Source organism: Paraburkholderia sp. 31.1 (assembly GCF_014397645.1).
GTDB lineage: Bacteria > Pseudomonadota > Gammaproteobacteria > Burkholderiales > Burkholderiaceae > Paraburkholderia > Paraburkholderia tuberum.
In genome coordinates, this window is record NZ_VZQN01000023.1 from 1 (window position 1) to 21889 (window position 21889).

General features: G+C 63.2%; 20 protein-coding genes, 3 tRNA genes and 1 pseudogene. 6 read left to right on the forward strand and 18 right to left on the reverse strand.

The window, feature by feature from the left end; all coding sequences use genetic code 11:
* Window positions 1–127: 127 nt before the first annotated feature.
* Window positions 128–523 (reverse strand): annotated as a pseudogene (locus F6X37_RS18775) (transposase); the annotation flags it as partial.
* A 130-nt stretch (window positions 524–653) separates the two neighbouring features.
* Between F6X37_RS18775 and F6X37_RS18780 the strand changes: the two are divergent.
* A complete protein-coding gene (locus F6X37_RS18780; RefSeq protein WP_187612362.1) occupies window positions 654–1160 on the forward strand; it encodes a hypothetical protein in 507 nt (168 codons plus the stop codon).
* A 60-nt stretch (window positions 1161–1220) separates the two neighbouring features.
* Window positions 1221–1379: a hypothetical protein gene (locus F6X37_RS18785; protein ID WP_187612363.1), complete on the forward strand. Its 159-nt coding sequence runs from the start codon at window positions 1221–1223 to the stop codon at window positions 1377–1379.
* Window positions 1380–1565: 186 nt separating this feature from the next.
* Here F6X37_RS18785 and F6X37_RS18790 read toward each other — a convergent pair.
* The 5 genes from F6X37_RS18790 to uvrC all read right to left on the reverse strand — a co-directional run bounded on the left by F6X37_RS18790 (window position 1566) and on the right by uvrC (window position 5205).
* Window positions 1566–1639 (reverse strand) — tRNA-Cys (locus F6X37_RS18790).
* A 128-nt stretch (window positions 1640–1767) separates the two neighbouring features.
* A tRNA-Gly gene (locus F6X37_RS18795) sits at window positions 1768–1843 on the reverse strand.
* Window positions 1844–1904: 61 nt separating this feature from the next.
* A tRNA-Gly gene (locus F6X37_RS18800) sits at window positions 1905–1980 on the reverse strand.
* Between the two features lie 196 nt (window positions 1981–2176).
* The gene (gene pgsA, locus F6X37_RS18805) at window positions 2177–2770 is read right to left on the reverse strand and encodes a CDP-diacylglycerol--glycerol-3-phosphate 3-phosphatidyltransferase (RefSeq protein ID WP_062127799.1); all 594 of its coding nucleotides are present in this window, start codon (window positions 2768–2770) and stop codon (window positions 2177–2179) included.
* A 203-nt stretch (window positions 2771–2973) separates the two neighbouring features.
* Window positions 2974–5205, reverse strand: coding sequence for an excinuclease ABC subunit UvrC (uvrC, locus tag F6X37_RS18810; RefSeq protein WP_187612364.1), 2232 nt, complete (start codon window positions 5203–5205; stop codon window positions 2974–2976).
* 244 nt (window positions 5206–5449) lie between these two features.
* Between uvrC and earP the strand changes: the two genes are divergently transcribed.
* The 4 genes from earP to F6X37_RS18830 all read left to right on the forward strand — a co-directional run bounded on the left by earP (window position 5450) and on the right by F6X37_RS18830 (window position 9646).
* Entirely contained in the window at window positions 5450–6643 is a 1194-nt protein-coding gene (earP, locus tag F6X37_RS18815; RefSeq protein ID WP_187612365.1) for an elongation factor P maturation arginine rhamnosyltransferase EarP, read from the forward strand.
* Between the two features lie 394 nt (window positions 6644–7037).
* Window positions 7038–7595, forward strand: a complete 558-nt coding sequence (gene efp / locus F6X37_RS18820; protein ID WP_008919334.1) for an elongation factor P — start codon at window positions 7038–7040, stop codon at window positions 7593–7595.
* 273 nt (window positions 7596–7868) lie between these two features.
* A complete protein-coding gene (locus tag F6X37_RS18825; protein ID WP_090801149.1) occupies window positions 7869–8075 on the forward strand; it encodes a CsbD family protein in 207 nt (68 codons plus the stop codon).
* A 188-nt stretch (window positions 8076–8263) separates the two neighbouring features.
* Complete coding sequence (locus F6X37_RS18830) at window positions 8264–9646, forward strand: sigma-54-dependent transcriptional regulator (protein WP_187612366.1); 1383 nt, start codon at window positions 8264–8266, stop codon at window positions 9644–9646.
* A gap of 110 nt (window positions 9647–9756) precedes the next feature.
* Here F6X37_RS18830 and nagZ read toward each other — a convergent pair whose 3' ends face one another.
* The 12 genes from nagZ to F6X37_RS18890 form a co-directional block, all read right to left on the reverse strand.
* The gene (nagZ, locus tag F6X37_RS18835) at window positions 9757–10785 is read right to left on the reverse strand and encodes a beta-N-acetylhexosaminidase (protein WP_187612367.1); all 1029 of its coding nucleotides are present in this window, start codon (window positions 10783–10785) and stop codon (window positions 9757–9759) included.
* A gap of 64 nt (window positions 10786–10849) precedes the next feature.
* The gene (gene acpS / locus F6X37_RS18840) at window positions 10850–11317 is read right to left on the reverse strand and encodes a holo-ACP synthase (protein ID WP_187612368.1); all 468 of its coding nucleotides are present in this window, start codon (window positions 11315–11317) and stop codon (window positions 10850–10852) included.
* 24 nt (window positions 11318–11341) lie between these two features.
* Window positions 11342–12106 (reverse strand): pyridoxine 5'-phosphate synthase, encoded by a 765-nt coding sequence (pdxJ, locus tag F6X37_RS18845; protein WP_187612369.1) that lies wholly within the window; start codon window positions 12104–12106, stop codon window positions 11342–11344.
* The gene (gene recO, locus F6X37_RS18850; RefSeq protein ID WP_187612370.1) at window positions 12103–13017 is read right to left on the reverse strand and encodes a DNA repair protein RecO; all 915 of its coding nucleotides are present in this window, start codon (window positions 13015–13017) and stop codon (window positions 12103–12105) included. The genes pdxJ and recO overlap by 4 nt, the downstream gene beginning before the upstream one ends.
* Window positions 13004–13903, reverse strand: a complete 900-nt coding sequence (gene era / locus F6X37_RS18855; protein WP_026225953.1) for a GTPase Era — start codon at window positions 13901–13903, stop codon at window positions 13004–13006. The genes recO and era overlap by 14 nt, the downstream gene beginning before the upstream one ends.
* 54 nt (window positions 13904–13957) lie before the next feature.
* Window positions 13958–15238: a ribonuclease III gene (gene rnc, locus F6X37_RS18860; RefSeq protein WP_187612371.1), complete on the reverse strand. Its 1281-nt coding sequence runs from the start codon at window positions 15236–15238 to the stop codon at window positions 13958–13960.
* A 185-nt stretch (window positions 15239–15423) separates the two neighbouring features.
* Entirely contained in the window at window positions 15424–16317 is an 894-nt protein-coding gene (lepB, locus tag F6X37_RS18865; RefSeq protein ID WP_184061413.1) for a signal peptidase I, read from the reverse strand.
* 18 nt (window positions 16318–16335) lie between these two features.
* Window positions 16336–18129 carry a translation elongation factor 4 gene (lepA, locus tag F6X37_RS18870; protein ID WP_187612372.1) on the reverse strand — a complete coding sequence of 598 codons (1794 nt, stop codon included), beginning with the start codon at window positions 18127–18129 and terminating at the stop codon, window positions 16336–16338.
* Between the two features lie 229 nt (window positions 18130–18358).
* Window positions 18359–18631 (reverse strand): glutaredoxin family protein, encoded by a 273-nt coding sequence (locus tag F6X37_RS18875; protein ID WP_187612373.1) that lies wholly within the window; start codon window positions 18629–18631, stop codon window positions 18359–18361.
* Complete coding sequence (locus F6X37_RS18880; RefSeq protein WP_187612374.1) at window positions 18628–20139, reverse strand: DegQ family serine endoprotease; 1512 nt, start codon at window positions 20137–20139, stop codon at window positions 18628–18630. The genes F6X37_RS18875 and F6X37_RS18880 overlap by 4 nt, the downstream gene beginning before the upstream one ends.
* 37 nt (window positions 20140–20176) lie before the next feature.
* On the reverse strand, window positions 20177–21217 hold the full coding sequence (locus F6X37_RS18885) for a MucB/RseB C-terminal domain-containing protein (RefSeq protein WP_184061409.1): 1041 nt from the start codon (window positions 21215–21217) through the stop codon (window positions 20177–20179).
* A 4-nt stretch (window positions 21218–21221) separates the two neighbouring features.
* Window positions 21222–21836 carry a sigma-E factor negative regulatory protein gene (locus tag F6X37_RS18890; RefSeq protein ID WP_187612375.1) on the reverse strand — a complete coding sequence of 205 codons (615 nt, stop codon included), beginning with the start codon at window positions 21834–21836 and terminating at the stop codon, window positions 21222–21224.
* Between the last annotated feature and the right edge of the window lie 53 nt (window positions 21837–21889).

Sequence of the window (21889 nt, forward strand, 5' to 3'; positions counted from 1 at the left end):
CTCCGGCGGCAGCAACCGCGCCACCGCTCTGTCCTTGAATGTCTTTCCGTAACGCGCCAACTTGTTCTCTCTTTATCGCCCCCAGATTCCAATTTTATCCAGGCGACAACCATTGTGACGCGGGGGGGTCGCGCACCAGCGCTTCGCGTACCCGATGCAGCGCTGAGATCGTCTGCTGCACCTCATTGCGCGGACTGACGAACCGCATGCTGGGACGTGACGCGGCCTCGCAGATCGCTTGCGCGTCGGCGAAGTCATTCTTGTTGCCTTGCACGAAAGGTTTGACGAACTGCGGGGATATCAGCTTCGGGTGGTGCCCAAGTTCCTGGAGGCGACGGGCGACCCAGTGAGCGCCGGCACAGGCTTCCATGACCACCGTGCAGCTCGGAACACGGGCAAGCAGTGTGAACATCTGGTTGCGCGTCAGCTTCTTGCGCAACACCATGTGGCCCGATGCGGACTGTGCGTGCAGGTGAAAGCAATGCTTGCCAAGATCGATTCCAATCAACGAGATGGTGTCCATGACGATCTCCCATAAGGAAACAGCCCGATCAGCGTAAGCCGATCGGGCTGTTTCGGTCAGGCTGACCATCTCATTAAAGCCGGTGAGCACTTCCCGAATTGCTGGACGAACGACGGCCAGCACCTCGAGTTTGAACGATGCGCAGAAGAACTATGAGAGCTTTGCACTCACGTCTAACGGTGGACTGCATTATGTCGATGGCAGCCTTTCGCTCAGCGCGAATTCGGCGGGCGCGCTATCGGTCAGCTCGAGTAGCACGTTTTTCACCATCGACTCCAGCATCGCTCAAAGCCCCTCCACGGGCACTCAGTCGCTGATTGCCGGGACGGCCGCGCTCTCGTCGGCGCTCAAGCTCCCCACGTTGACCAATGGACGCCAGATCGTCAATGGCGCTGTGTATGTCGGCGCAGTTCCCGCGCAGGCGCGGGTCAGCTACGTGGGACCCAACGTGCAGGAAGACTATCTGGCGGCGGACGGTAGTACCGTGATCCGCACCTTGCTCGGCACCAGCTACACCGTCGTTTCGCTGAGCGGTCTGATATCCGCGACGCCGTCCGAACTCTTCACGAATAGCGCGTTGCTCGGCAACGGTATCGACGCTGGAAAGTTTCTTTCCCTACTCCTGCACGACGGATGACAAGACCTATCAGCTATCCGCGATGGCCAGATCGTCGCGTTGCAGGGCGTTCGCGCATGGTTGGCCAACAGCGTGCTCGGGGGTAGCACGACCGACTATCGCGTGTATTACCAGAACAACGGCCGCATCTACGCGAGTTACATGATCAGGAGCGGCACGACGATGCAGATAGCACACCGCTCGGAGGCGGTACGCCGCAAGAGCACTACTGCTTCCTGAACACCGCTGCCGTGCAGTCAATCAAATCCGCGCTCGATTTCTGATCGATTCGGAGGAACGTCTGCGGCACGCAGTCGGATCGACCGCTCCGCTCACCTTGATGACGACGATCGACAAGGCTGGCGAAGAGAGGAACAGAAAAAGAAAAGCCCCGACAAGTCGGGGCTTTCGCTTTACATCAAAGACTGGAGGCGCGAGCCGGAGTCGAACCGGCCTAAACGGCTTTGCAGGCCGCTGCATAACCGCTTTGCTATCGCGCCACAAGCGGACTGGAACCTGGACACGGGTTCGCAGATTTATCTGGTGATAACCAGAAGAACCGAAGCTCTGGAAGTTCAGAACGAGCGGCCTTCCAAACAAAAAGGGAAGCGCTGCTTCCCCTGATGTATGGAGCGGGAGACGAGGCTCGAACTCGCGACCTCAACCTTGGCAAGGTTGCGCTCTACCAACTGAGCTACTCCCGCATTGAACTGCTTCACCGCGCTGCCTTTTTTACTTCGCCAAACAACGCGATGCTTCGAATACTGGAGCGGGAAACGAGGCTCGAACTCGCGACCTCAACCTTGGCAAGGTTGCGCTCTACCAACTGAGCTATTCCCGCGTTGTGCTGCATTTACTGCTACTGCTTGACTGCGTCTCCGGTGTTTCGCGTTGCGTGCATCGGAGAAACGAAATTATGGAGAATCGACTGAAACGTGTCAACCCCTTTGCCCGTCTGTGTTAAAGAAAATATTTCTCTCGTAGTAGTGCGGGGTTCGAACACACTTTTGCGCCCCCGCGCTCTTCTATTCACACCGTCACGCAATGCCGCCGCGCTCGCGAATCTGCGGCCACGCGAGCTTCATGTAGTACAGCATCGACCAGATCGTCAGGAACGCAGCCAGATAGATCAGCCACAGGCCCCACACGCGCGTGTCGACCGTCACGCCGCCACCGAGCGGCAGCGGGCCATAGAACAGCAGCATCGGAATCGCGACCATCTGGCAAGCGGTCTTGAACTTGCCGAGCGAGTTCACCGCGACGCTCTTCGACGCACCGATCTGCGCCATCCATTCGCGCAGGGCCGAGATCGCGATTTCACGTCCGACGATCACGAGCGCGATCGCGGAATCGATCCGCGTGAGTTGCACGAGCACGAGCAGCGCCGCGGTCACCATCAGCTTGTCGGCGACCGGATCGAGAAACGCGCCGAATGCCGAGGTCTGATTCCATTTGCGGGCCAGAAAGCCGTCGAACCAGTCGGTGAGTGCCGCCAGGATGAAGATCGTCGCGGCCGCGAGATTGCGGTGCGCGGGGCTCATCATCATGTCGGGCAAATAGAACACACCGACGACGAGCGGAATCAGCACGATCCGCAGCCAGGTCAGGAATATCGGGAAATTAAACGGCATGGGGCAGGCGCAGCGTCTGACGAGTGAGTTGCAATTGTGCCGTGTCACAGGGCCTGCCACAAGCAAGCGCGCCCAGGCATGGCCGCGCGGGGGCGGCAAGCGAGCCGCCCCCGGCGCGTGGTTCGCAGCCAGCGCATCCGCAGCGCGACGCCGCGGGTCCGACGAACCGTCGTTCCGATCACAGCCCCGCGTGGCCCGCCAATTCAATGCAGTTGCCGGTAGATCTGCTCGGCGAGCGCCTGCGAAATGCCTTCGACGCTCGCGAGATCCTCTACACTCGCGGCCACCACGCCGCGCAAGCCGCCAAAGCGCGCCAGCAGGCGCTGACGCCGCTTCGCCCCTACGCCTTCGAGTTCTTCGAGCCGCGAGGTCTGGCGCGTCTTGCCGCGTTTGGCGCGCATGCCAGTGATCGCGAAACGATGCGCTTCGTCGCGGATCTGCGCGACCAGCATCAGCGCGGCGCTTTCCTTGCCGAGTTCGAGCGGCGTGCGGCCGTCCGCGAAAATCAGCGTCTCGAGACCGACCTTGCGCCCCTCGCCCTTTGCGACGCCGACGAGCATGCCAGTATCGAGCCCCAACTCCGTGAACACCTGCCGCGCGATCTCCACCTGCCCCTTGCCGCCGTCGATCAGCACGATGGTCGGCAGCACGCCGCCGGCCGCGGCCGGCTCGGCGGCATCGGCGGCGAGCGCGGGATCGGCGGCCGCGTCACTTTGCGATTCGGCGGCTTCGTCGCTCGCATTCGCGGCGGCCTGCGCGACCATCTTTTCGTAGCGGCGCGTGAGCACCTGGCGCATCGCCGCGTAATCGTCACCGGGCGTGATGCCGGTGATGTTGTAGCGGCGATACTCGGACGACTGCATCTTGTGGTGGTGATAGACGACGCAGGACGCCTGCGTCGCCTCGCCCATCGTGTGACTGATGTCGAAGCATTCGATGCGCAGATGCGCGAGGTCGTCGCACTCCATGCCGAGCGTGTCGGTCAACGCGCGCGTGCGCGCCTGCTGCGAGCCCTGCTCGGAGAGCAGGCGCGCGAGCGCGAGCCGCGCGTTCTGCTCGGCCATCGCGAGCCACGCGCGCCGCTGTCCTTGCGGTTGACGCAGTACGGTCACCTTGTGGCCCGCCTGCTCGATCAGCACGTCGACGAGTTCGCGCGCCGGCGCGTGGCTGACCACCAGCACCGGCGGCACGCGATTGCCGAGGTAATGCTGCGCGATGAACGCTTCGAGCACTTCGGATTCGATGCCGCCTGGCGCGCGGCCGTTGCGGCGCTTCGCCGCGGGGCCGGACCCTGCGTTCCCGTCGGTGCCTTCGTCCGCGCCTTCGTCGCTGACGGCGTCCGGGGTCGCTTCGGCAGCCTCGTCGATCGCGTCTTCTTCACTACCATCGACGTCCTCGTCTTCCGACGGCATGTCCTGAGCGATCGCGAGCGCATCGGCCGGGGCGCTCGCCGCCGCGGCCGCTGGCGCGACCGCTCGCGCATCCGCCGATGCATCGTCCTGATCGCCGTCTTCTTCGAGCCCGCCTTCCTCCGCCGTCAACGCGCTCTCCACGTGCGTGGGAAAGTACGCCTTGTCGCCGAGATGTCGTCCGCCGCGCACCATCGCGAGATTCACGCACACGCGGCCGCCCAGCGCGACTACCGCGAGAATGTCGACGTCGCTGTCGCTGCCGACTTCGATTGCCTGCTGATGCAGCACCGTCGACAGCGAACTCATCTGGTTGCGCACCGCCGCGGCCTGCTCGAACTTCAGCTCGCTCGCGAACGCATGCATCTTCTGCTCGAGCTCCTTCATCACCTCGCCCTGACGGCCGAGCAGAAAGCGCGACGCGTTGGCGACGTCGCGCGCGTAATCCTCCTCGCTGATGTTCGCGACGCACGGCGCCGTGCAACGGCCGATCTGATGCAGCAGACACGGCCGCGTGCGGTTGTTGAACACCGAGTCTTCGCAGGTGCGCAGCTGGAACACGCGCTGCAGGATCTGAATGCTCTCGCGCACCGCCCACGCGCTCGGGAACGGGCCGAAGTACTGGTTCTTGCGATCGACCGAGCCGCGGTAATAGGCCATGCGCGGAAACTTGTGGCCGGTCAGCTTCAGATAGGGATACGACTTGTCGTCGCGAAACAGGATGTTGTAACGCGGCGTGAGCGCCTTGATCAGGTTGTTTTCGAGCAGCAGCGCCTCGGCCTCGGAACGCGTGACCGTGGTCTCGATGCGCGCGATGCGCGTGACCATCATCGCGATACGCGGCGACAGCTGCGTCTTCGTGAAGTAGCTCGATACGCGCTTCTTCAGATCGCGCGCCTTGCCGACGTAGAGCACCGCGCCACTCGTGTCGTAATAGCGGTAGACGCCGGGCAGATGCGGCAGTTGGGCGAGCACTGTTTTCGGCTCGAAGGTGTCGGGGGCGTCGCTGGCTTCGGGTTCGGTCATGCGGGATCGATTGGGGTGGGACTGTCTCGCGCTGCCTCGCCGCTTGCACCGATTGCACCGATTGCGCCGCCGGGGGCCCGGCATCGTGCGCCGGGGGTCATGTCGCGTGTCGCCGATGCGGCCCGCATGGCGGACAAAGGGCGCGCGCGATCGCGAGCGAGGCTTTAGAATCGCCAGTTTAGAACATTCCGCGTTCGTTCGAACCCGCTCCGTCCGCCGGAGTCACCGAGCCAGCCGAGCCGCCATGTCCTCCGTCGCGCCCGATTCCGGATCACCCGCCGCCCCTGCCAACCCGATCGCCTGCGATATCTTCTGCGCGGTGATCGACAACTTCGGCGACATCGGCGTGTGCTGGCGCCTTGCGCGCCAACTCGCGCGCGAGCACGGCTGGCAGGTGCGCGTGTTCGTCGACGATCTGCATGCGTTCAGGAGGCTGTGCCCGTCGCTCGAGCTGGAGCGTGCGCGGCAGACGCTCGACGGCATCGTCGTCGAGCATTGGCACGAGCCGTCCCATGTTGGCGATACGCTCGAAGTCGCCGACGTCGTGATCGAGGCGTTCGCCTGCGAACTGCCGCCCGTCTATATCGCGGCGATGGCAGAGCGAGCGTGCGTGCCGCTGTGGTTCAACCTCGAATATCTGAGCGCCGAGGACTGGATCGCCGATTTTCATCTGCGGCCGTCGCCGCATCCGCGCTACGCACTCAGCAAGACCTTCTTTTTCCCCGGACTCGGCCCCGGCACCGGTGGCGTCCTGAAGGAGCGCGATCTCGACGCGGCGCGCGCCGCGTTCGAAGCATCGCCCGCCGCGCGCACCGACTGGTGGCGCAACGTCACGGGCCACGCGCCGCCGCCCGCCGACGCGACGGTCGTGTCGCTGTTCGCCTACGAAAACCCGGCCGTCGACAGCCTGCTCGAACAATGGCGCGACAACGCAAGCCCGATCGTGCTGCTGGTGCCCGAAGGACGCATTTCCGGCGCGCTGGCGCGCTTTTTCGGCCTACCGTCGTTTGCAGCGGGCACCCATGCGACGCTCGGCAACCTCAGCGCGCATGCGCTCGCGTTCACCGAACAGCCTGGCTACGACGCACTGCTATGGGCGAGCGACGTCAATTTCGTACGCGGCGAGGACTCGTTCGTGCGCGCGCAGTGGGCCGCCAAGCCGTTCGTCTGGCACATCTACCCGCAGGCCGACGACGCCCATCTGCCAAAGCTCGACGCCGCACTTGCGCACTACACCCGCACGCTCCCAGCTGACGCGCGCGCCGCGCTCGAGCGCTTCTGGCACGCGTGGAACGGCGCTGGTCAGCCGGACTGGGCGGAATTCCAGCGCCACTATCCGGCCCTGAAACGGCGCGCCGCTGGCTGGGCGGTCGAACTCGCGCAAGTCGGCGATCTCGCCGGAAATCTGACCTCGTTCGCAAAAACTCAGTTAAAATAAGCGGTTATCCAACGGCCGACGACGCAAGCGCGGCCCGATTAGACAACTACCCCATGGTCAGCCTGTCTGACCGGTCCCCTCGAAAAACACAGCACGCGTCCCAATCTTCCGGTCGGGCACGCGAATGTCAAAAAAGGGACGTATGTTTGGGCGTGTTGCAGATCGGCGCCACTCGTGTACACGCCCGAACAGGGTAAAAATCAGGTAACGGACAGGTGGAACGCCGAGGCATCACGCCCCCGGGTTTTCACCGCGAGCCGATCCCGTTTCACGCATCCGGGCTGCGCGGCCGCTTCACGCGGCGCGCGGCAGGCGGTGGGCGAAACGCCGAAGCCGCTTGCGCCGTATGCCGTTGAGCAACAGTTAAGCTATTTATCTCGTACAGGACAGTTTTATGAAGACCGCACAGGAACTCCGCACCGGCAACGTCGTGATGATCGGCGCAGACGCAATGGTCGTGCAAAAGGCCGAATACAACAAATCGGGCCGTAACTCCGCCGTCGTCAAGATGAAGTTCAAGAACCTGCTGACCGGCGCAGGCATGGAAACCGTGTACAAGGCGGACGACAAGTTCGACGTCGTCGTGCTCGAGCGCAAGGAAGTGACGTACTCGTACTTCGCCGACCCGATGTACGTGTTCATGGACGCCGACTACAACCAGTACGAAGTCGAAGCCGAAATGATGGGCGACGCGATGCACTACCTCGAAGACGGCATGGCTTGCGAAGTCGTGTTCTACAACGAGAAGGCGATCTCGGTCGAACTGCCGACCACGCTGGTTCGCGAAATCATCTACACGGAACCGGCCGTCAAGGGCGATACGTCGTCGGGCAAGGTGCTGAAGAACGCCAAGCTGAACACCGGCTTCGAACTGCAAGTGCCGCTCTTCTGCAACATCGGCGACAAGATCGAAATCGACACGCGTACGCACGAATACCGCAGCCGCGCCTAAGCGCCCGCCTGCGTCACCCCGCCAGCGCCGGCGCCCTGCCGGCCTGCACAAAAAGCGCTCAATTTTTTGGGCGCTTTTTCTTTTCTGCCGCGCCGTGTATGGTTTAGGAAAACTTTACCGGCAAATTTCTCAAAATTACCATCGCGACATCCGGATTTCGCGTTGGGCGCGCGGCAAGGCCTCGATCGATTTCATCCACACCCTTTGGCACGATCTCTGCTAGGTGGAGAGAGTTACGCGAGTACGCTCATTTTCCACTCTTGGGGAGGCACCATGAACAACGACATCGCTGAAGGTAAATGGAGACAGATGATCGGCAAGGCGAAGACCGCATGGGGCGAACTGACGGACGACGAGTTGACCAAGGCCGAAGGCCGGGCCGACAAGCTCGCTGGTCTGATTCAGGAACGCTATGGCAAAACCCGTGAACAGGCGGAACTCGAAGTGCGCCGGTTTTTCGATAGCAACCGGGATTTCTGACAGGACCAGTGAAGGAACTACAGGCGCCGGCCCGCGCGACTCAAGGCGCAGTGCCGGCGGCTGTCGTTTTTTCACCGCCCAAGGACCGTTGGTTTAGCCCTGTCATCGAGCCCTCAGAGCCCGGAGTGCGCGCCATCAGCGTTGGCGGCGCACCGGGCATTCAACCCATTCATAAAATTGCGCTCGCCATGCCACACGCCCTGATTGTTGAAGACGATCCCAACAGCCTGTCCGGTCTGTCGGCAATCCTCGCCGCCGACGGCTTTTCAGTCGACACCGCGACCACGCTCGCCGAGGCCCGCGGCGCATTGACGCGCTTCATCCCCGACGTCGTGCTCGTCGACCTGAATCTGCCGGACGGCAGCGGCCTCGATCTGTTGCAGCATCTGCCCGCGCATCCGCCGGGCGGCGCGCTTCCGGTGATCGTGATGACCGGCAATGCGACCGTCGAGAGTGCGATCGAGGGCTTGCGGCACGGTATCTGGGACTATCTGCTGAAGCCGGTCAACATTCCGCGCCTGCGCAGCCTGCTCGCGCGCATTCCGCGGCCTTATGAGCTGACCGAGGAGGTCCAGGCGCTGCGCGCGGCGCTGCGTCAGCTTGGACGCTTCGGCTCGATGCTCGGTCGCAGCGGCGCCATTCAGCACGTGTACGACACGATCGAGCGTCTCGCGCCGACAGAAGCCGCGGTGCTGATCTCCGGCGAGGCTGGCACCGGCAAGCAGATCGCCGCGCGCACGCTGCACGACATGAGCCGCCGCCGCAAAGGCCCGTTCGTCACGTTCGATTGCCGCGGCGCGACCGCGGGCGGGCTCAATCGCTCGCTCGACAGCATGCTGCTCGGTCACGAACGCGGAGCGTTCGGCGGCGCCGAGCAGCGCGAGCCGGGCCTCTTCGAACAGGCGAGCGGCGGCACGTTGTTCATCAACGAAATCACCGAGCTGCCGCGCACGCAGCAGGAAGCGCTGTTGCGCGCGCTCGATTCGCAGACCTTCATGCGCGTGGGCGGTACCAGCCAGATCGTGACCGACTTCCGGCTCATCGCGTCGACGCGGAAGTCGCCGCGCGCGGCGGTCGCGGACGGCTCGCTGCATCAGGACCTCTCGCTGCGCCTCGAAGCCGCCGCGGTCATGCTGCCACCGCTGCGCGAGCGTGGTGAAGATCCGCTGCTGATCGCGCAGGCAGCCGTCGACGAACTGAATGTGGAAGCGACCGCGCGCGGTACGGCCGAGGTCGCGAAGCAGGCGGCGCCGAATTTCCTGCGCGAATGCCTCGCGTACGAATGGCCAGGCAACGTGCGCGAACTGCAGGAGCGCGTGCGGCGCGCTTATCAGGCATCGGGCGACGTGATCGAGTCGTTGCGCGCCGACGAAGCCAGCACGGCGAACGGCCGCGATCTGAACGGCAGTCGCGTGCAGGTGACCGTCGGTACGCCCCTCGCGGACGTCGAAGAAATGCTGATCCGCGCGACGCTCGACGCGGTCGGCGGCACGCGACATCGAGCGGCGTCGTTGCTGGGAATCAGCCCGAAGACGCTGTACAACAAGTTGCAGCGCATGCGCTTGAACTGAGCGATCGGATCGCGCGTGCTGCGGTTGTCAAGCAAAGCTTGACGGCGGCTCGCACCGTTCGAAGCTGATAAAAAATGGCGCCTTGAATTGCTTCAAGGCGCCATTTCCGTTTATGCAAACGTACTGCGCAGCAGCCTCTGCGCTTCGGCGTACCGTGGCTCGGCCATCAGCTTGCTCCACGTGAGCGCTTTACCGCGCGGCCGCATGCGCTTCAGCCGCCGCTGCGATTCCCTCGCCGGCGTGACGCGCAGCGTGTCGAGCACCTTCTCCGCTTCGTCCGGCTGGTTGCAGATCAGCACCATGTCGCAGCCGGCCTCCAGGGCCGCTTGCGCACCTTCGGTCAGCGTGCCGCCCTGGCGCGCGGCTTCCATCGACAGATCGTCGCTGAAGATCGCGCCTTCGAAGCCAAGCTTGCCGCGCAGGATGTCCTGCAACCAGATGCGCGAGAAGCCGGCCGGCTTCGCATCGACCCGCGGATAGACGACGTGCGCGGGCAACACCGCGCCAAGCGACAGACCGAGCCAGTCGTACGGCGCGACGTCGTTGCCGAGGATTTCGTCGATCGGGCGTTCGTCGACGGGCATCGCGACGTGCGAATCTGCCTGCGCGAATCCGTGCCCTGGAAAATGCTTGCCGCAATTGCTCATGCCGGCGAGCGCGAGGCCGTGGTTCAAACTCTTCGCGAGCAGCGCGACCACGCGCGCATCGCGATGGAACGCGCGATCGCCGATCACCTGCGAGTGTCCATAGTCGAGGTCGAGCACCGGCGTGAAGCTCATGTCGATACCGCACGCGCGCAGTTCCGCGGCGAGGATATAGCCGACCGCGGTCGTCACCTTGGTCGCGTGCAGCACGTCCTGGTCCCACAGCGCGCCGAGCTTACCCATCGACGGCAGCACCGTGAAGCCGTCGGTGCGAAAGCGCTGCACGCGGCCGCCTTCGTGATCGACGGCGATCAGCAGATCCGGGCGAATCGCGCGGATGGCATCGGTCAGCCCGACCAGTTGCGCGCGGCTCTCGTAGTGGCGCGCGAACAGGATCACGCCGCCGGTCATCGGGTGAGCGAGACGCCTTTTGTCATCGCGGTTCAACGTTTTGCCGACCACGTCGAGCATCACCGGTCCGGGTGTGGTTTTCATCGAATTCCGCGGGAAAACTGTGAGACAACACAAACGCGACCGCCAGTGGCCGCGCTCAACCTTTTCATTCTGTGGCGGAACGGGCGGACGAAGCCCGCGACGCCGACGCCGCCAACGAACCTTCCGTATCGCCCGGCCGCTGCGTCTCCGCGATCACGAACGACACCGCGTAGTCGCGCTCGTCGCTGATCGTCACGCGCGCCGTGATGCCGCGCGCGTCGAGCCAGTCGGCCAGCTCGCCAGAGGCGACCACCATCGGCTCGCCGCTCGGCCGGTTCAGCGTTTGCAGCGCGCGCCAGCTCATCGGCCAGTGCATGCCGAGGCCGATTGCCTTCGAGAACGCCTCTTTCGCCGAGAAGCGCGTCGCGAGAAACGCGAGACCGCGCGCCGCCGAACGGGCGTGGCGCGCGTGGTACACGCGTAGTTCGTCGGGACCGAGCACCTTCTCCGCGAAACGGCCATTGGTGCGAGTCATCACCGCTGCTACGCGGCTGACCTGAACGATGTCGGTGCCGATTCCGTAGATTGCCATGCGTGCGTCCGTCGCCAGGTTGCGTTACGCGCGCGCGCCGAGACGCGCGGCGACCATGATCGCCTTCATCTCGCGCACCGCGTTGTCCCAGCCCGCGAAGATCGCATGCGCGACGATCGCATGGCCGATGTTGAGTTCGACGATGCCGTCGATCGCCGCGATCTGCTGCACGTTCGTGTAGTGCAGGCCGTGGCCCGCGTTCACTTTGAGGCCGAGCGTCGCGCCGAATTCGACTGCTCGCACGATGCGCTCGTATTCGCGCTGCTGTTCCGCGGGATCATGAGCTTCCGCGTAACGGCCTGTGTGCAGCTCGATCACCGGCGCGCCGGCTTCGTGCGCGGCGCGAATCTGCGTCTCCTCGGGGTCGATGAAGAGCGACACGCGCGAGTTCGCGTCCGCCAGTTGCTTGCATGCGGCGCGCACCGCCTCGAACTGTCCGGCGACGTCGAGACCGCCTTCGGTCGTCAGCTCCTCGCGCTTTTCCGGCACGAGGCAGACGTCGTGCGGTTGCACTGCGCACGCGATGTCGAGCATTTCCGGCGTGACCGCGCATTCGAGATTCATGCGCGTTTTCAGCAGCGGACGCAGCTTGTGTACGTCGGCGTCGACGATATGCCGGCGGTCTTCGCGTAGATGCAGCGTGATCGCGTCGGCGCCGGCTTCTTCGGCCATCAGCGCGGCGCGGATCGGATCGGGATAGGACGTGCCACGCGCGTTGCGCAGCGTGGCGACATGGTCGATGTTCACGCCGAGGTCGATCGCGGTCGGCGAAGTCAGGAAGAAGCTCATAGGTTCTGCAGGTCGATCAGGATCTGGCGGGTAGCAAGCGGCGCGCCGCCGAGATAGGTGTTGAGCAGGAAGCGCATCAGCGTTTTGCTTTGCGCGACGGTCTGCGCTCGATGGTAATCGTCCTTTTCCATATCGAGCAAGGTTTGTCCCGTCACTACCGGCCACCGCGCGGGCCATTCGTCCGATGCCTCGCGTACCCCGCGCTCGGGATCGAACACGTAGCGGCCGTCGGCGAGCACCGCTTTGCGTGCGACCGTGCGGTCGAGCGCCATCGCATAACCGGTCTCGCGTAGCAGCACGCGTTCGAACGAGCGCAGCACCTGCACCGGCGGCTCATCGTGCGCGAGCCGCGTCAGCGTGACGACGTAGTGATGGAACAACTGAGGATGCGGGTCTTCGCGCGCGCAGAAGCGCACCAGCAGTTCGTTGACGTAGAAACCGCACAGCAGCGCGTCGCCGGTCAGCGGCAGCATGCCGCCGACCCATTCGGCGCCGGTCAGCGTGCGCATTTCGGACTTGCCCGACCACGCGAGCGACAGCGGCTGGAACGTTTGCAGCACGCCGCGCAGCGCGGAGTGCGGGCGCTTCGCGCCCTTTGCGACCAGCGCGAGACGGCCGTGATCGCGCGACAGCACGTCGATGATCAGGCTGGTCTCGCGATACGGATAGCTATGCAGCACGAACGCGGGCTGCTCGGTGATCCGATATTCGGATGTGGAGGTGCGCGGCGCGCGGCGCGCCGGCGTTTTGCGTGGCTCGCCATCGTCGGCGGGCGCGCTTTTCGCGCTTTTGGGGCTTTTTGCGTCGGCCGACGATTTCCTCGCGCTACGCGCGAGCCGAGACGGTTCGTGCTCCGGCTGATCCGAAGCCTCGTCTGAATTGAGCGTCATCCACGCGTCATTCGTACCCATACGCACGAAGCCCGGCTTCATTGTCGGCCCAGCCGCTCTTCACCTTGACGAAGGTTTCGAGGTACACCGGCCCGTCGAACAGCTTTGCCATGTCGAGGCGAGCCTCGGTGCTGATCTGCTTCAGCTTCGCGCCCTTCTGGCCGATGATCATCGCCTTGTGCATGTCGCGATCGACGAGGATCGTCGCGAAGATACGGCGCAGCCGCCCTTCGGTTTCGAACTTCTCGATCAGCACGGTGCTCGTGTACGGCAGCTCGTCGCCGGTCCAGCGGAAGACTTTCTCGCGCAGGATTTCGGCGGCAAGAAAGCGCTCGCTGCGATCGGTCAGGTCGTCCTCGCCGTAGATCGGCTCGCCTTCCGGCAGGAACGGCTTGACGGTGGCCATCAGACGTTTGATGTCGTCGGAATTTTTCGCCGACAGCGGCACGATCTCGTTGAACTCGCGCAGCGTGCTCATCTGCTGCATGAACGGGAACAGCGAGTCTTTATCCGACACGCGATCGAGCTTGTTCGCGATCAGCAGCGTCGGAACCTTCGCCGGGATCAGATCGAGTACCTTCTGGTCGTCAGGGCCGAAGCGGCCTGCTTCGATGACGAACAGGATCGCGTCGACCGAGGTCAGCGTCGACGTAACGGCGCGGTTCAGCGAGCGGTTCAGGGCGCCGCTGTGTTTGGTCTGAAAACCGGGCGTGTCGACGAAGATGTACTGGGCGTCTTCGAGCGTATTGATGCCGGTAATGCGATGGCGCGTGGTCTGCGCCTTGCGCGACGTGATGCTGACTTTCTGGCCGACCAGCGCGTTCATCAGCGTGGACTTGCCGACATTCGGGCGGCCGACGATCGCGACCATGCCGCAGCGAAAACCAGTGGGAGTGGGAGCGTTCATATTCGGACTACGGCAGGTTCAGTTCGGCGCGCGCGACGCGCACGCCGATGGCAATCAATGGCCCGCATCGGCGACGCGCGTTTGCACCGCGTCGGCGACGCCGGGTTCGTGTTCGGCAGGGGCCGGGGGCACCGAGACAACCGACGCGGGCGCGGCGCTCACGCTCGACGCAGCAGTCCCCGGCGCGGCTTCGCGGCTGCGCTGACGGTCTGCGCTGCGAGCGTGTGACGGCGTGTCGGCTTTGAGGTCGGGGGTTTTGTCCGCTGCGGGTTTTTCGGCCGGCTTGTCGACAGGTTTCTCGCCCGCGTGGATCGAAACCTTGTCGGCCCTCTCCGTCTTTTCGGACCTTTCGGCGCGCTCCGGCTTGTCCTGTCCGCTGTACTCCACATGCGCGGCACGAATTACAGCCAACGGCGCACCGGCGGCACCCAGCGCGGCACGCTCGGTCGCCGGTCTTTCAGCGGCTGATTTTTCCAAGAAAGGTTTGTCGGCGTGCGCTTCCAGCGCGACAGGCGCGCGCCCTTCACCGCGCGCGCTCTTGCGATCCGGTGTGCGCAAATCCAGTGCGGCCTGTACGCCGGTCACGCCCGGCACGATTTCCTGCTCGGCATTTTTCGCGGCACGCGCGCCCTTCGAGCGCTTCGGCTTCGCGACCACGGCAGGCGCCGCGGCCATCACTTCGTCGAGCGCCTTCTTTGCGGCCGCCTGCTCCGCCGCGCGACGGCTCGCGCCGGAGCCAGACACCTTGACGTCCAGCTTCGGCACCGTACATTCCACTTCGAACTGCTGATTGTGCGCCGCGCCATGCGTGGCGACGACCGTATAAGTAGGCAACGCGATCTTGTGGCCTTGCAGATACTCCTGCAGCAGCGTCTTCGCGTCCTTGCCAAGCGTGCGCGGGTCGATATGGTCGAGAATCGGTACGTAAAGGCGCTTGATGACCGTCTGCGCAGCCTCGAATCCGCCGTCCAGAAATATCGCACCGAGCACCGCCTCGAGCGTATCCGCGAGGATCGACGGGCGGCGGAAGCCGCCGCTGCGCAACTCGCCCTCGCCGAGGCGCAGGCCCTCCGAAATATTGAGTGCCTGAGCAATCTCGTAGAGGGACTGCTGTTTGACCAGATTGGCGCGCACGCGAGACAGGTCGCCTTCGTCGAGTTTGCCGAAACGTTGGAACAAAAGCGCAGCCACCGCGCAATTCAGAACGGAGTCGCCGAGAAATTCGAGCCGTTCGTTATGCGTGGAGCTATGACTGCGGTGTGTTAGAGCCTGGCGCAGCAATTCCGCATTGCGAAATTCGTAGCGCAAACGGCTTTCCAACGGAGATAGGGGCATGGGCAGAGTATAACGCGGGCGCCTGACCCGGCGGAAACACGGGGCGCCAGCGGAAAAAGCGTGGTGAACCGACGTTACCGCGAGTTCTTAAAGTAGCATGACAACACGCCGCGACTAAGATAACCGGGCGCCGGTTATTCGCGCGGCGTGTGAGAAGCGCTCATGAAGCGATCGATGCACGCGACTCACTGGAAAGGGCCGATGCGCCGCAGATCGCTGAAGTTCATCCAGATGAAAAATGCGCGGCCGACGATATTGCGTTCAGGCGCAAAACCCCAGTACCGGCTATCCGCGCTGTTGTCGCGGTTATCGCCCATCATGAACAAATTGCCCGGCGGCACTTTGCAGATCACGCCACGCGCGTTGTACTGGCAGTTGTCGCGATACGGATAATCTTCCGCACCGACGATGAACGGCGGCACCGCCGGATTATTCAGAATCGCGTTCTTGCGGCCGTCGATATCTTCCTGGAACTGCTTCGCATAACCGAGACGCTCTTCGTCGAGATAATCGGGCAACGGCGTTTCAGGCACCGGCTTGCCGTTGATCGTGAGTTTCTTGTCCTGATACTCGATCACGTCGCCGGGCAGACCAATGACGCGCTTGATGTAGTCGACCGATTCGTCTTTAGGATAACGGAACACCACCACGTCGCCGCGATGGACCGGACTGCCCTGCGTGATCCTCGTGTTGGTAATCGGCAAACGTAGACCATATTCGAATTTATTGACGAGGATGAAGTCGCCCACCAGCAGCGTCGGCACCATGGAGCCCGATGGGATCTTGAACGGCTCGATCACGAACGAGCGCACGGCGAACACCACCAGAATGACCGGAAAAAAGCTCGCCGTATATTCGAGCCACCACGGCTGACGCAGCTTGTCGTCGCGCAGACGCGCGCGCGTTTGCGCGGCGTTTTCATCGGCGAAACGCTCGCCGATGCGTGCCTGCTGACGATCGAATTCGGCGACTGCGGCTTCCGCCTCGCGGCGCCGTTTCGGCAGGAAAACCAGTTTGTCCGCGACCCATGCGACACCCGTCAAAACGACGAGCACAAAAAGAATCAGCGCAAAATTCATAGGGTTCCGTTATTCAACTTATTTGTCTTCGACACGCAGAATAGCGAGGAAAGCCTCTTGCGGGATTTCAACCGAGCCCACCTGCTTCATTCGCTTCTTGCCTGCCTTCTGCTTTTCAAGCAGCTTCTTCTTACGCGTGATATCACCGCCGTAGCATTTTGCCAGCACGTTCTTACGCAACGCTTTAATGTTTTCGCGCGCAATGATATTCGAACCGATCGTGGCTTGAACCGCTACGTCGTACATCTGACGCGGAATCAGCTCGCGCATTTTCGCCGCCACTTCGCGGCCGCGGTACTGGCTTTGCGAACGGTGCACGATAACCGACAGCGCATCGACCTTGTCGCCGTTGATCAGCATGTCGACCTTCACGACGTCCGACGCGCGGTATTCCTTGAACTCGTAATCCATCGACGCATAACCGCGCGAAATCGACTTCAGACGGTCGAAGAAATCGAGCACGACTTCACCCATCGGAATTTCGTACGTAAGCTGAACCTGACGACCGTGATACTGCATGTTGATCTGGTTGCCGCGCTTCTGCGTACACAACGTGATCACCGCGCCGACGTAGTCTTGCGGCATGTACAGGTTCACGGTGACGATCGGCTCGCGCACTTCCTCGATCTTCGACGGCTCCGGCATCTTGGCCGGATTCTCGACCATCAGGGTCGTGCCGTCGCGCTGCAGGACTTCATAGACCACGGTCGGCGCCGTCGTGATCAGGTCCATGTCGAACTCACGTTCGAGACGTTCCTGCACGATTTCCATGTGCAACAAACCGAGGAAGCCGCAGCGGAAACCGAAACCGAGCGCCTGCGACACTTCCGGTTCGTACTGCAGCGACGCGTCGTTCAGCTTCAGCTTTTCGAGCGAATCGCGCAGCGCGTCGTACTGATTCGCTTCGATCGGATACAGACCTGCGAACACCTGCGGCTTCACTTCCTTGAAACCCGGCAGCGGCACAGCCGCCTGCTGGTTCACGAGCGTAACCGTGTCGCCGACCTTCGCCGCCGCGAGTTCCTTGATGCCGGCGATGATGAAGCCCACCTGCCCCGCCGACAGTGATTCGAGATCCTTCGACTTCGGCGTGAACACGCCGATATGTTCAACCGGATACTGCGCGCCGGTTGCCATCAGCCGGATCTTGTCCTTCGGACGCAGCGTGCCGTTGACGATGCGCACCAGCATCACGACGCCGACGTAGTTGTCGAACCACGAGTCGATGATGAGAGCCTGTAGCGGCGCTTGCGGATCGCCCTTCGGCGGCGGCACTTTCGCGATCAGCGCTTCGAGCACGTCTTCGACGCCGAGGCCCGTTTTCGCGCTGCAATGCGTCGCGTCGGTCGCGTCGATGCCGATCACGTCCTCGATCTCGGCGATCGCGTTTTCGGGGTTCGCCGCCGGCAGATCGATCTTGTTCAACACCGGCACCACTTCGACGCCGAGTTCGATGGCCGTGTAGCAATTGGCGACGGTTTGCGCCTCCACACCCTGGCTCGCGTCGACGACGAGCAGCGCGCCTTCGCACGCGGACAGCGAGCGGCTGACTTCGTACGAGAAGTCGACGTGCCCCGGGGTGTCGATCATGTTCAGGTTGTAGAGCTGCCCATCGCGCGCGCGATACGACAACGCGGCGGTTTGCGCCTTGATGGTAATGCCGCGCTCGCGCTCGAGATCCATCGAGTCGAGCACCTGAGCTTCCATCTCGCGGTCGGACAAACCGCCACAAATCTGGATGATGCGATCGGCGAGCGTCGACTTGCCATGGTCGATGTGCGCGATGATCGAGAAGTTACGAATATGATCCATTCAGTGCCGATCAAGCGAAAAGGCGCGCCCCGGACAATAGCGGAGCACGCCTTGTAAGTAGGTGAAAATCTTATCTATTTTAGCCGAAAAGCCCATCGGCCGGCGCATCTTGCGAAGCGCGGGCCTCAAGACGGCGTAGAGGATGCGAGAAAATTACCGCGCGCATCGCAGTGAGCCGCGGCAAAAATGCGCATGGATCGCGCGAAACCAGATGCCGCGCGGGTGCGTATCAGGATGCCGCCGCGACACGCGACGCATGTGCAGCCAATGCTGCCCGCACGGCCGCTTCGTCGAGATGATAGTGGCACAGTTCGACGCCATCGCAAACCAGCACCGGCACCAACTCGTTGTAACGCGCTTCGAGCAACGGATCGCTGTCGACGTCGATCACCGCCAGCTGCGCTCCGAACTCGGCCAGCATTGGCTCGAGCGCAGCGCGCATGTCCTCGCACAGATGGCACCACGCGCGCCCATAGAGCGTGAGCGATGCCGTCTTCGTCATTTCTGCGCGCTGCGCGGACGAATCGGCACGAACTGCGTGTTGTCGCCGCGACGAACCAGCAACGCGACCATCTTCTGCGAATCGAGGTGTGAGGTCAGCTCGTCGAACTGTTTCGTGCTCGTCACATCCGTATCGCCAATCCGCAGGATGATGTCGCCCTTTTGGAGCCCGACACGCGCGGCCGGACCGTCGACCGCGTCGATCTGCACGCCGTTCTGAATCTTCAGCGCTTTCTGCTGATCGGCGGGAATGTCGCTGACCGCGATGCCGAGCGCGTTGGTCGCGCGCTGCTGCGGCGCTTGCGGCTTCTTCTGATCCGCCTTCGCGACCTTGTCCGGCTGCATTTCTGCGATCGTGACCGGCAGTTCGCGCGTTTGACCCTTGCGCCAGATCGTGATCGACGTCTTCGTGCCCGGCTTCGTATCGCCGACCATGCGCGGCAGGTCCGTCGCCGTGTCGACCGAATGACCGTTGAACTTCAGGATGATGTCGCCCGGCTGCACGCCGGCCTTATCGGCGGGTCCGCCCGGCTCCACGCTGCTCACAAGCGCGCCCTGCGCCTTCGGCAAACCGAGCGAATCGGCGACGTCCTTCGTCACTTCACCAATCGCCACCGCGATGCGGCCGCGCACCACCTTGCCCGAACTCTTCAGTTGATCGGCCACGCGCATCGCCTCGTCGATCGGAATCGCGAACGAAATGCCCATGAACCCACCGGTGCGGCTATAGATCTGCGAATTGATGCCGATCACCTCGCCCTGCATGTTGATCAGCGGACCGCCCGAATTGCCCGGATTGACGGCCACATCAGTCTGGATGAACGGCAGGTAGTCGCCGGTGTCGCGTCCCTTCGCGCTGACGATACCGGCAGTCACCGTGTTTTCGAGACCGAACGGCGAACCGATCGCGACGACCCATTCGCCGACGCGCACCTTGTTCGAGTCGCCGATCGTGATGGTCGGCAGGTTCGACGCGTTGATCTTCACGACCGCGACGTCGGTACGGTCGTCGACGCCGATCAGCTTCGCCTTGAATTCGCGCTTGTCGGTCAGCGTCACGTAGATCGTGTCCGCGTCGTCGATGACGTGCGCGTTGGTCATCACGTAGCCGTCCGCCGACAGGATGAAGCCCGAGCCTACCCCGCTGTTCTGTTCGGCGTCCGAGTTGTCCGGTGAATCCGGGCTGCCGCCACTACCGCCGCCGCCGCCCCCGTTGTCACCCCCGTGCGGCGATTGCGGTGACTGCGGCAACGGAATCCCGAAGAAGCGCCGGAAGAACTCCGACATGTCGCCGTCGTCCATACCCGGCGGCAGGCCGCCGCGGGAACTACCGTTCGACACGCGCGTTGTCGTGCGAATGTTGACGACCGCCGGGCCAACTTTGTCGACGAGGTCGGTGAAGTCGGGCAGGTTGGCAGCGGGAGCCGCCGATGCCATATGCGGCACAAGCGGCAAACACGCCGCCACCACTACGGCCGCGAGGAATTTGCGCACCGAGAAAGTCGTCATATCGTAGCAAGCCGAGGGATTTCAGGATTCGGAAGGGTTACTTCGGAGCTTTGTATTCTATGGCAGACGCGAACTGCTGCAATGTGGTTTGGGGCACTTCACCGAGCAGGGTAATCCAGAAGTCGCCCTGACGCTTGACCAGTACGTGCGTCGCGCCGCTATCGCCCGTGCCTTCCTTACGCGTATTTTTCTCGACGGGCTCGACGAACACCGAAATCGCTGCGAGGCCGTCGGAAAACACGGCCTGGTCGACCGGGATCGGAGGCTGCCCCGCCTCGCGCGACGCCATCGGACGACGCAACTGGCGGATCATATGGAAGCCCGGTACCGACGGCGTGATTTGCCAACCCTGCGCGGCCATGTCGACCGGCTCGAGTGGCGGACGCACTACCGTCCAGCCCGTGAGATTGCGGATGCCGTTGACGATGCCCGTCTTGTCGACCGGCACGCCGATGCGGACCTGCGAAAACGACAATTGCTCGAGCACCTGACCGCTCGGGTCGAGCGTCTGCGCGCGCAACAGCAGACCGGTCTTTTTGTCGGCCCACAGCTTGTACGCGAAGCGGTACGCGTCTTTCGGTTCGAGCTCCATCACGAGGCTGTCGACGCCCGCGACGCGGTCGTCGCCAAGCATCTTCGGCTCGTAGACGGACAGCACCTGCTCGCCGTTCACCGACAGCAGCGCAGGGAATGAGTCCTTGTTCTGCCGTTTTTCGAAGACCACGATACGCCGCTCCGGCAAGAACGTGTACATGTCGTCGTTGTGACGCAGCATTTTGCGCGGCTTGCCGTCGAGGCTTTCGAGCTGCTCGAACTCGCCGTCCGTACGCGTGGAGTAATGTGCGATGCGCGACGTCTGCACGAAACTGCCGCGCTGATAGACGAACGCGCCCTCGTAGTTCTGCTGCTGGGCGGCCTGATGGATGCGATCGAGCAGTTCCGCGGCCGCGCGACGGGCGACGGCAGGATCGTCTTGTGCGAAGACCCGCGGTGCAGCGGACAACAACACGGCTGCGCAGAACAGAAATGCTGGCAACCGCCCCCAGATAGTCGTTTTATTGAACCGCGGAGTCTGCATCAAACTATTGGCCCTGCGTGGAGACTGAGGCAGCGCGAATCACCGGCATCGAGCCTGCCATCGCCGGTTGTTGCGCGAATTGCTGATGAGCTTCGAGGTACTGATCGAGGCTCGCGTCGCGAATAATGTTGGAGTCTTGCGCGGGCACCGAGGCCATGGCGACACGCTGCACCGCGTCGCCGTGCGATTGGAGCGAAGCGAGCTGCGCACCCGGACCACCCGGCACGCCCTGCAACTGCGGCACGACGATCCAGGTCAACATAGCGGCCGCGGCAGCGACGGCAAGAGCCGGCACGACTCTGCGGCGCAGCCCGAGCAGGCGGCGCGCGACCGATGCAGACGCGGCGGCGGGCGCCAGCACATGCGGCTCGCTTTCAAGACGCGCGGCAAACCCGCTCAGAAAGGCACTGCTCCGTGCGGGGCTGACTGCCAGATCGTCGGAACGTAGCGCGTCGCCGATCAGGTGGTAGCTCGACCAGGCAGCGCGATCATCGCCGCCCAGCTCCGCAAGAAACTTGTCCAGATTCAGATGCTCTTCGCCGAACAACTCACCGTCGACGAAAGCGGACAGACGCTCGCCGTGCGAGCCTGCTTGCGATTGCATCGAGACTGACCCCATGATGCTCCCCATCTTCCAAATACCCCGTAGTGACACCACTAATCCAGATATTG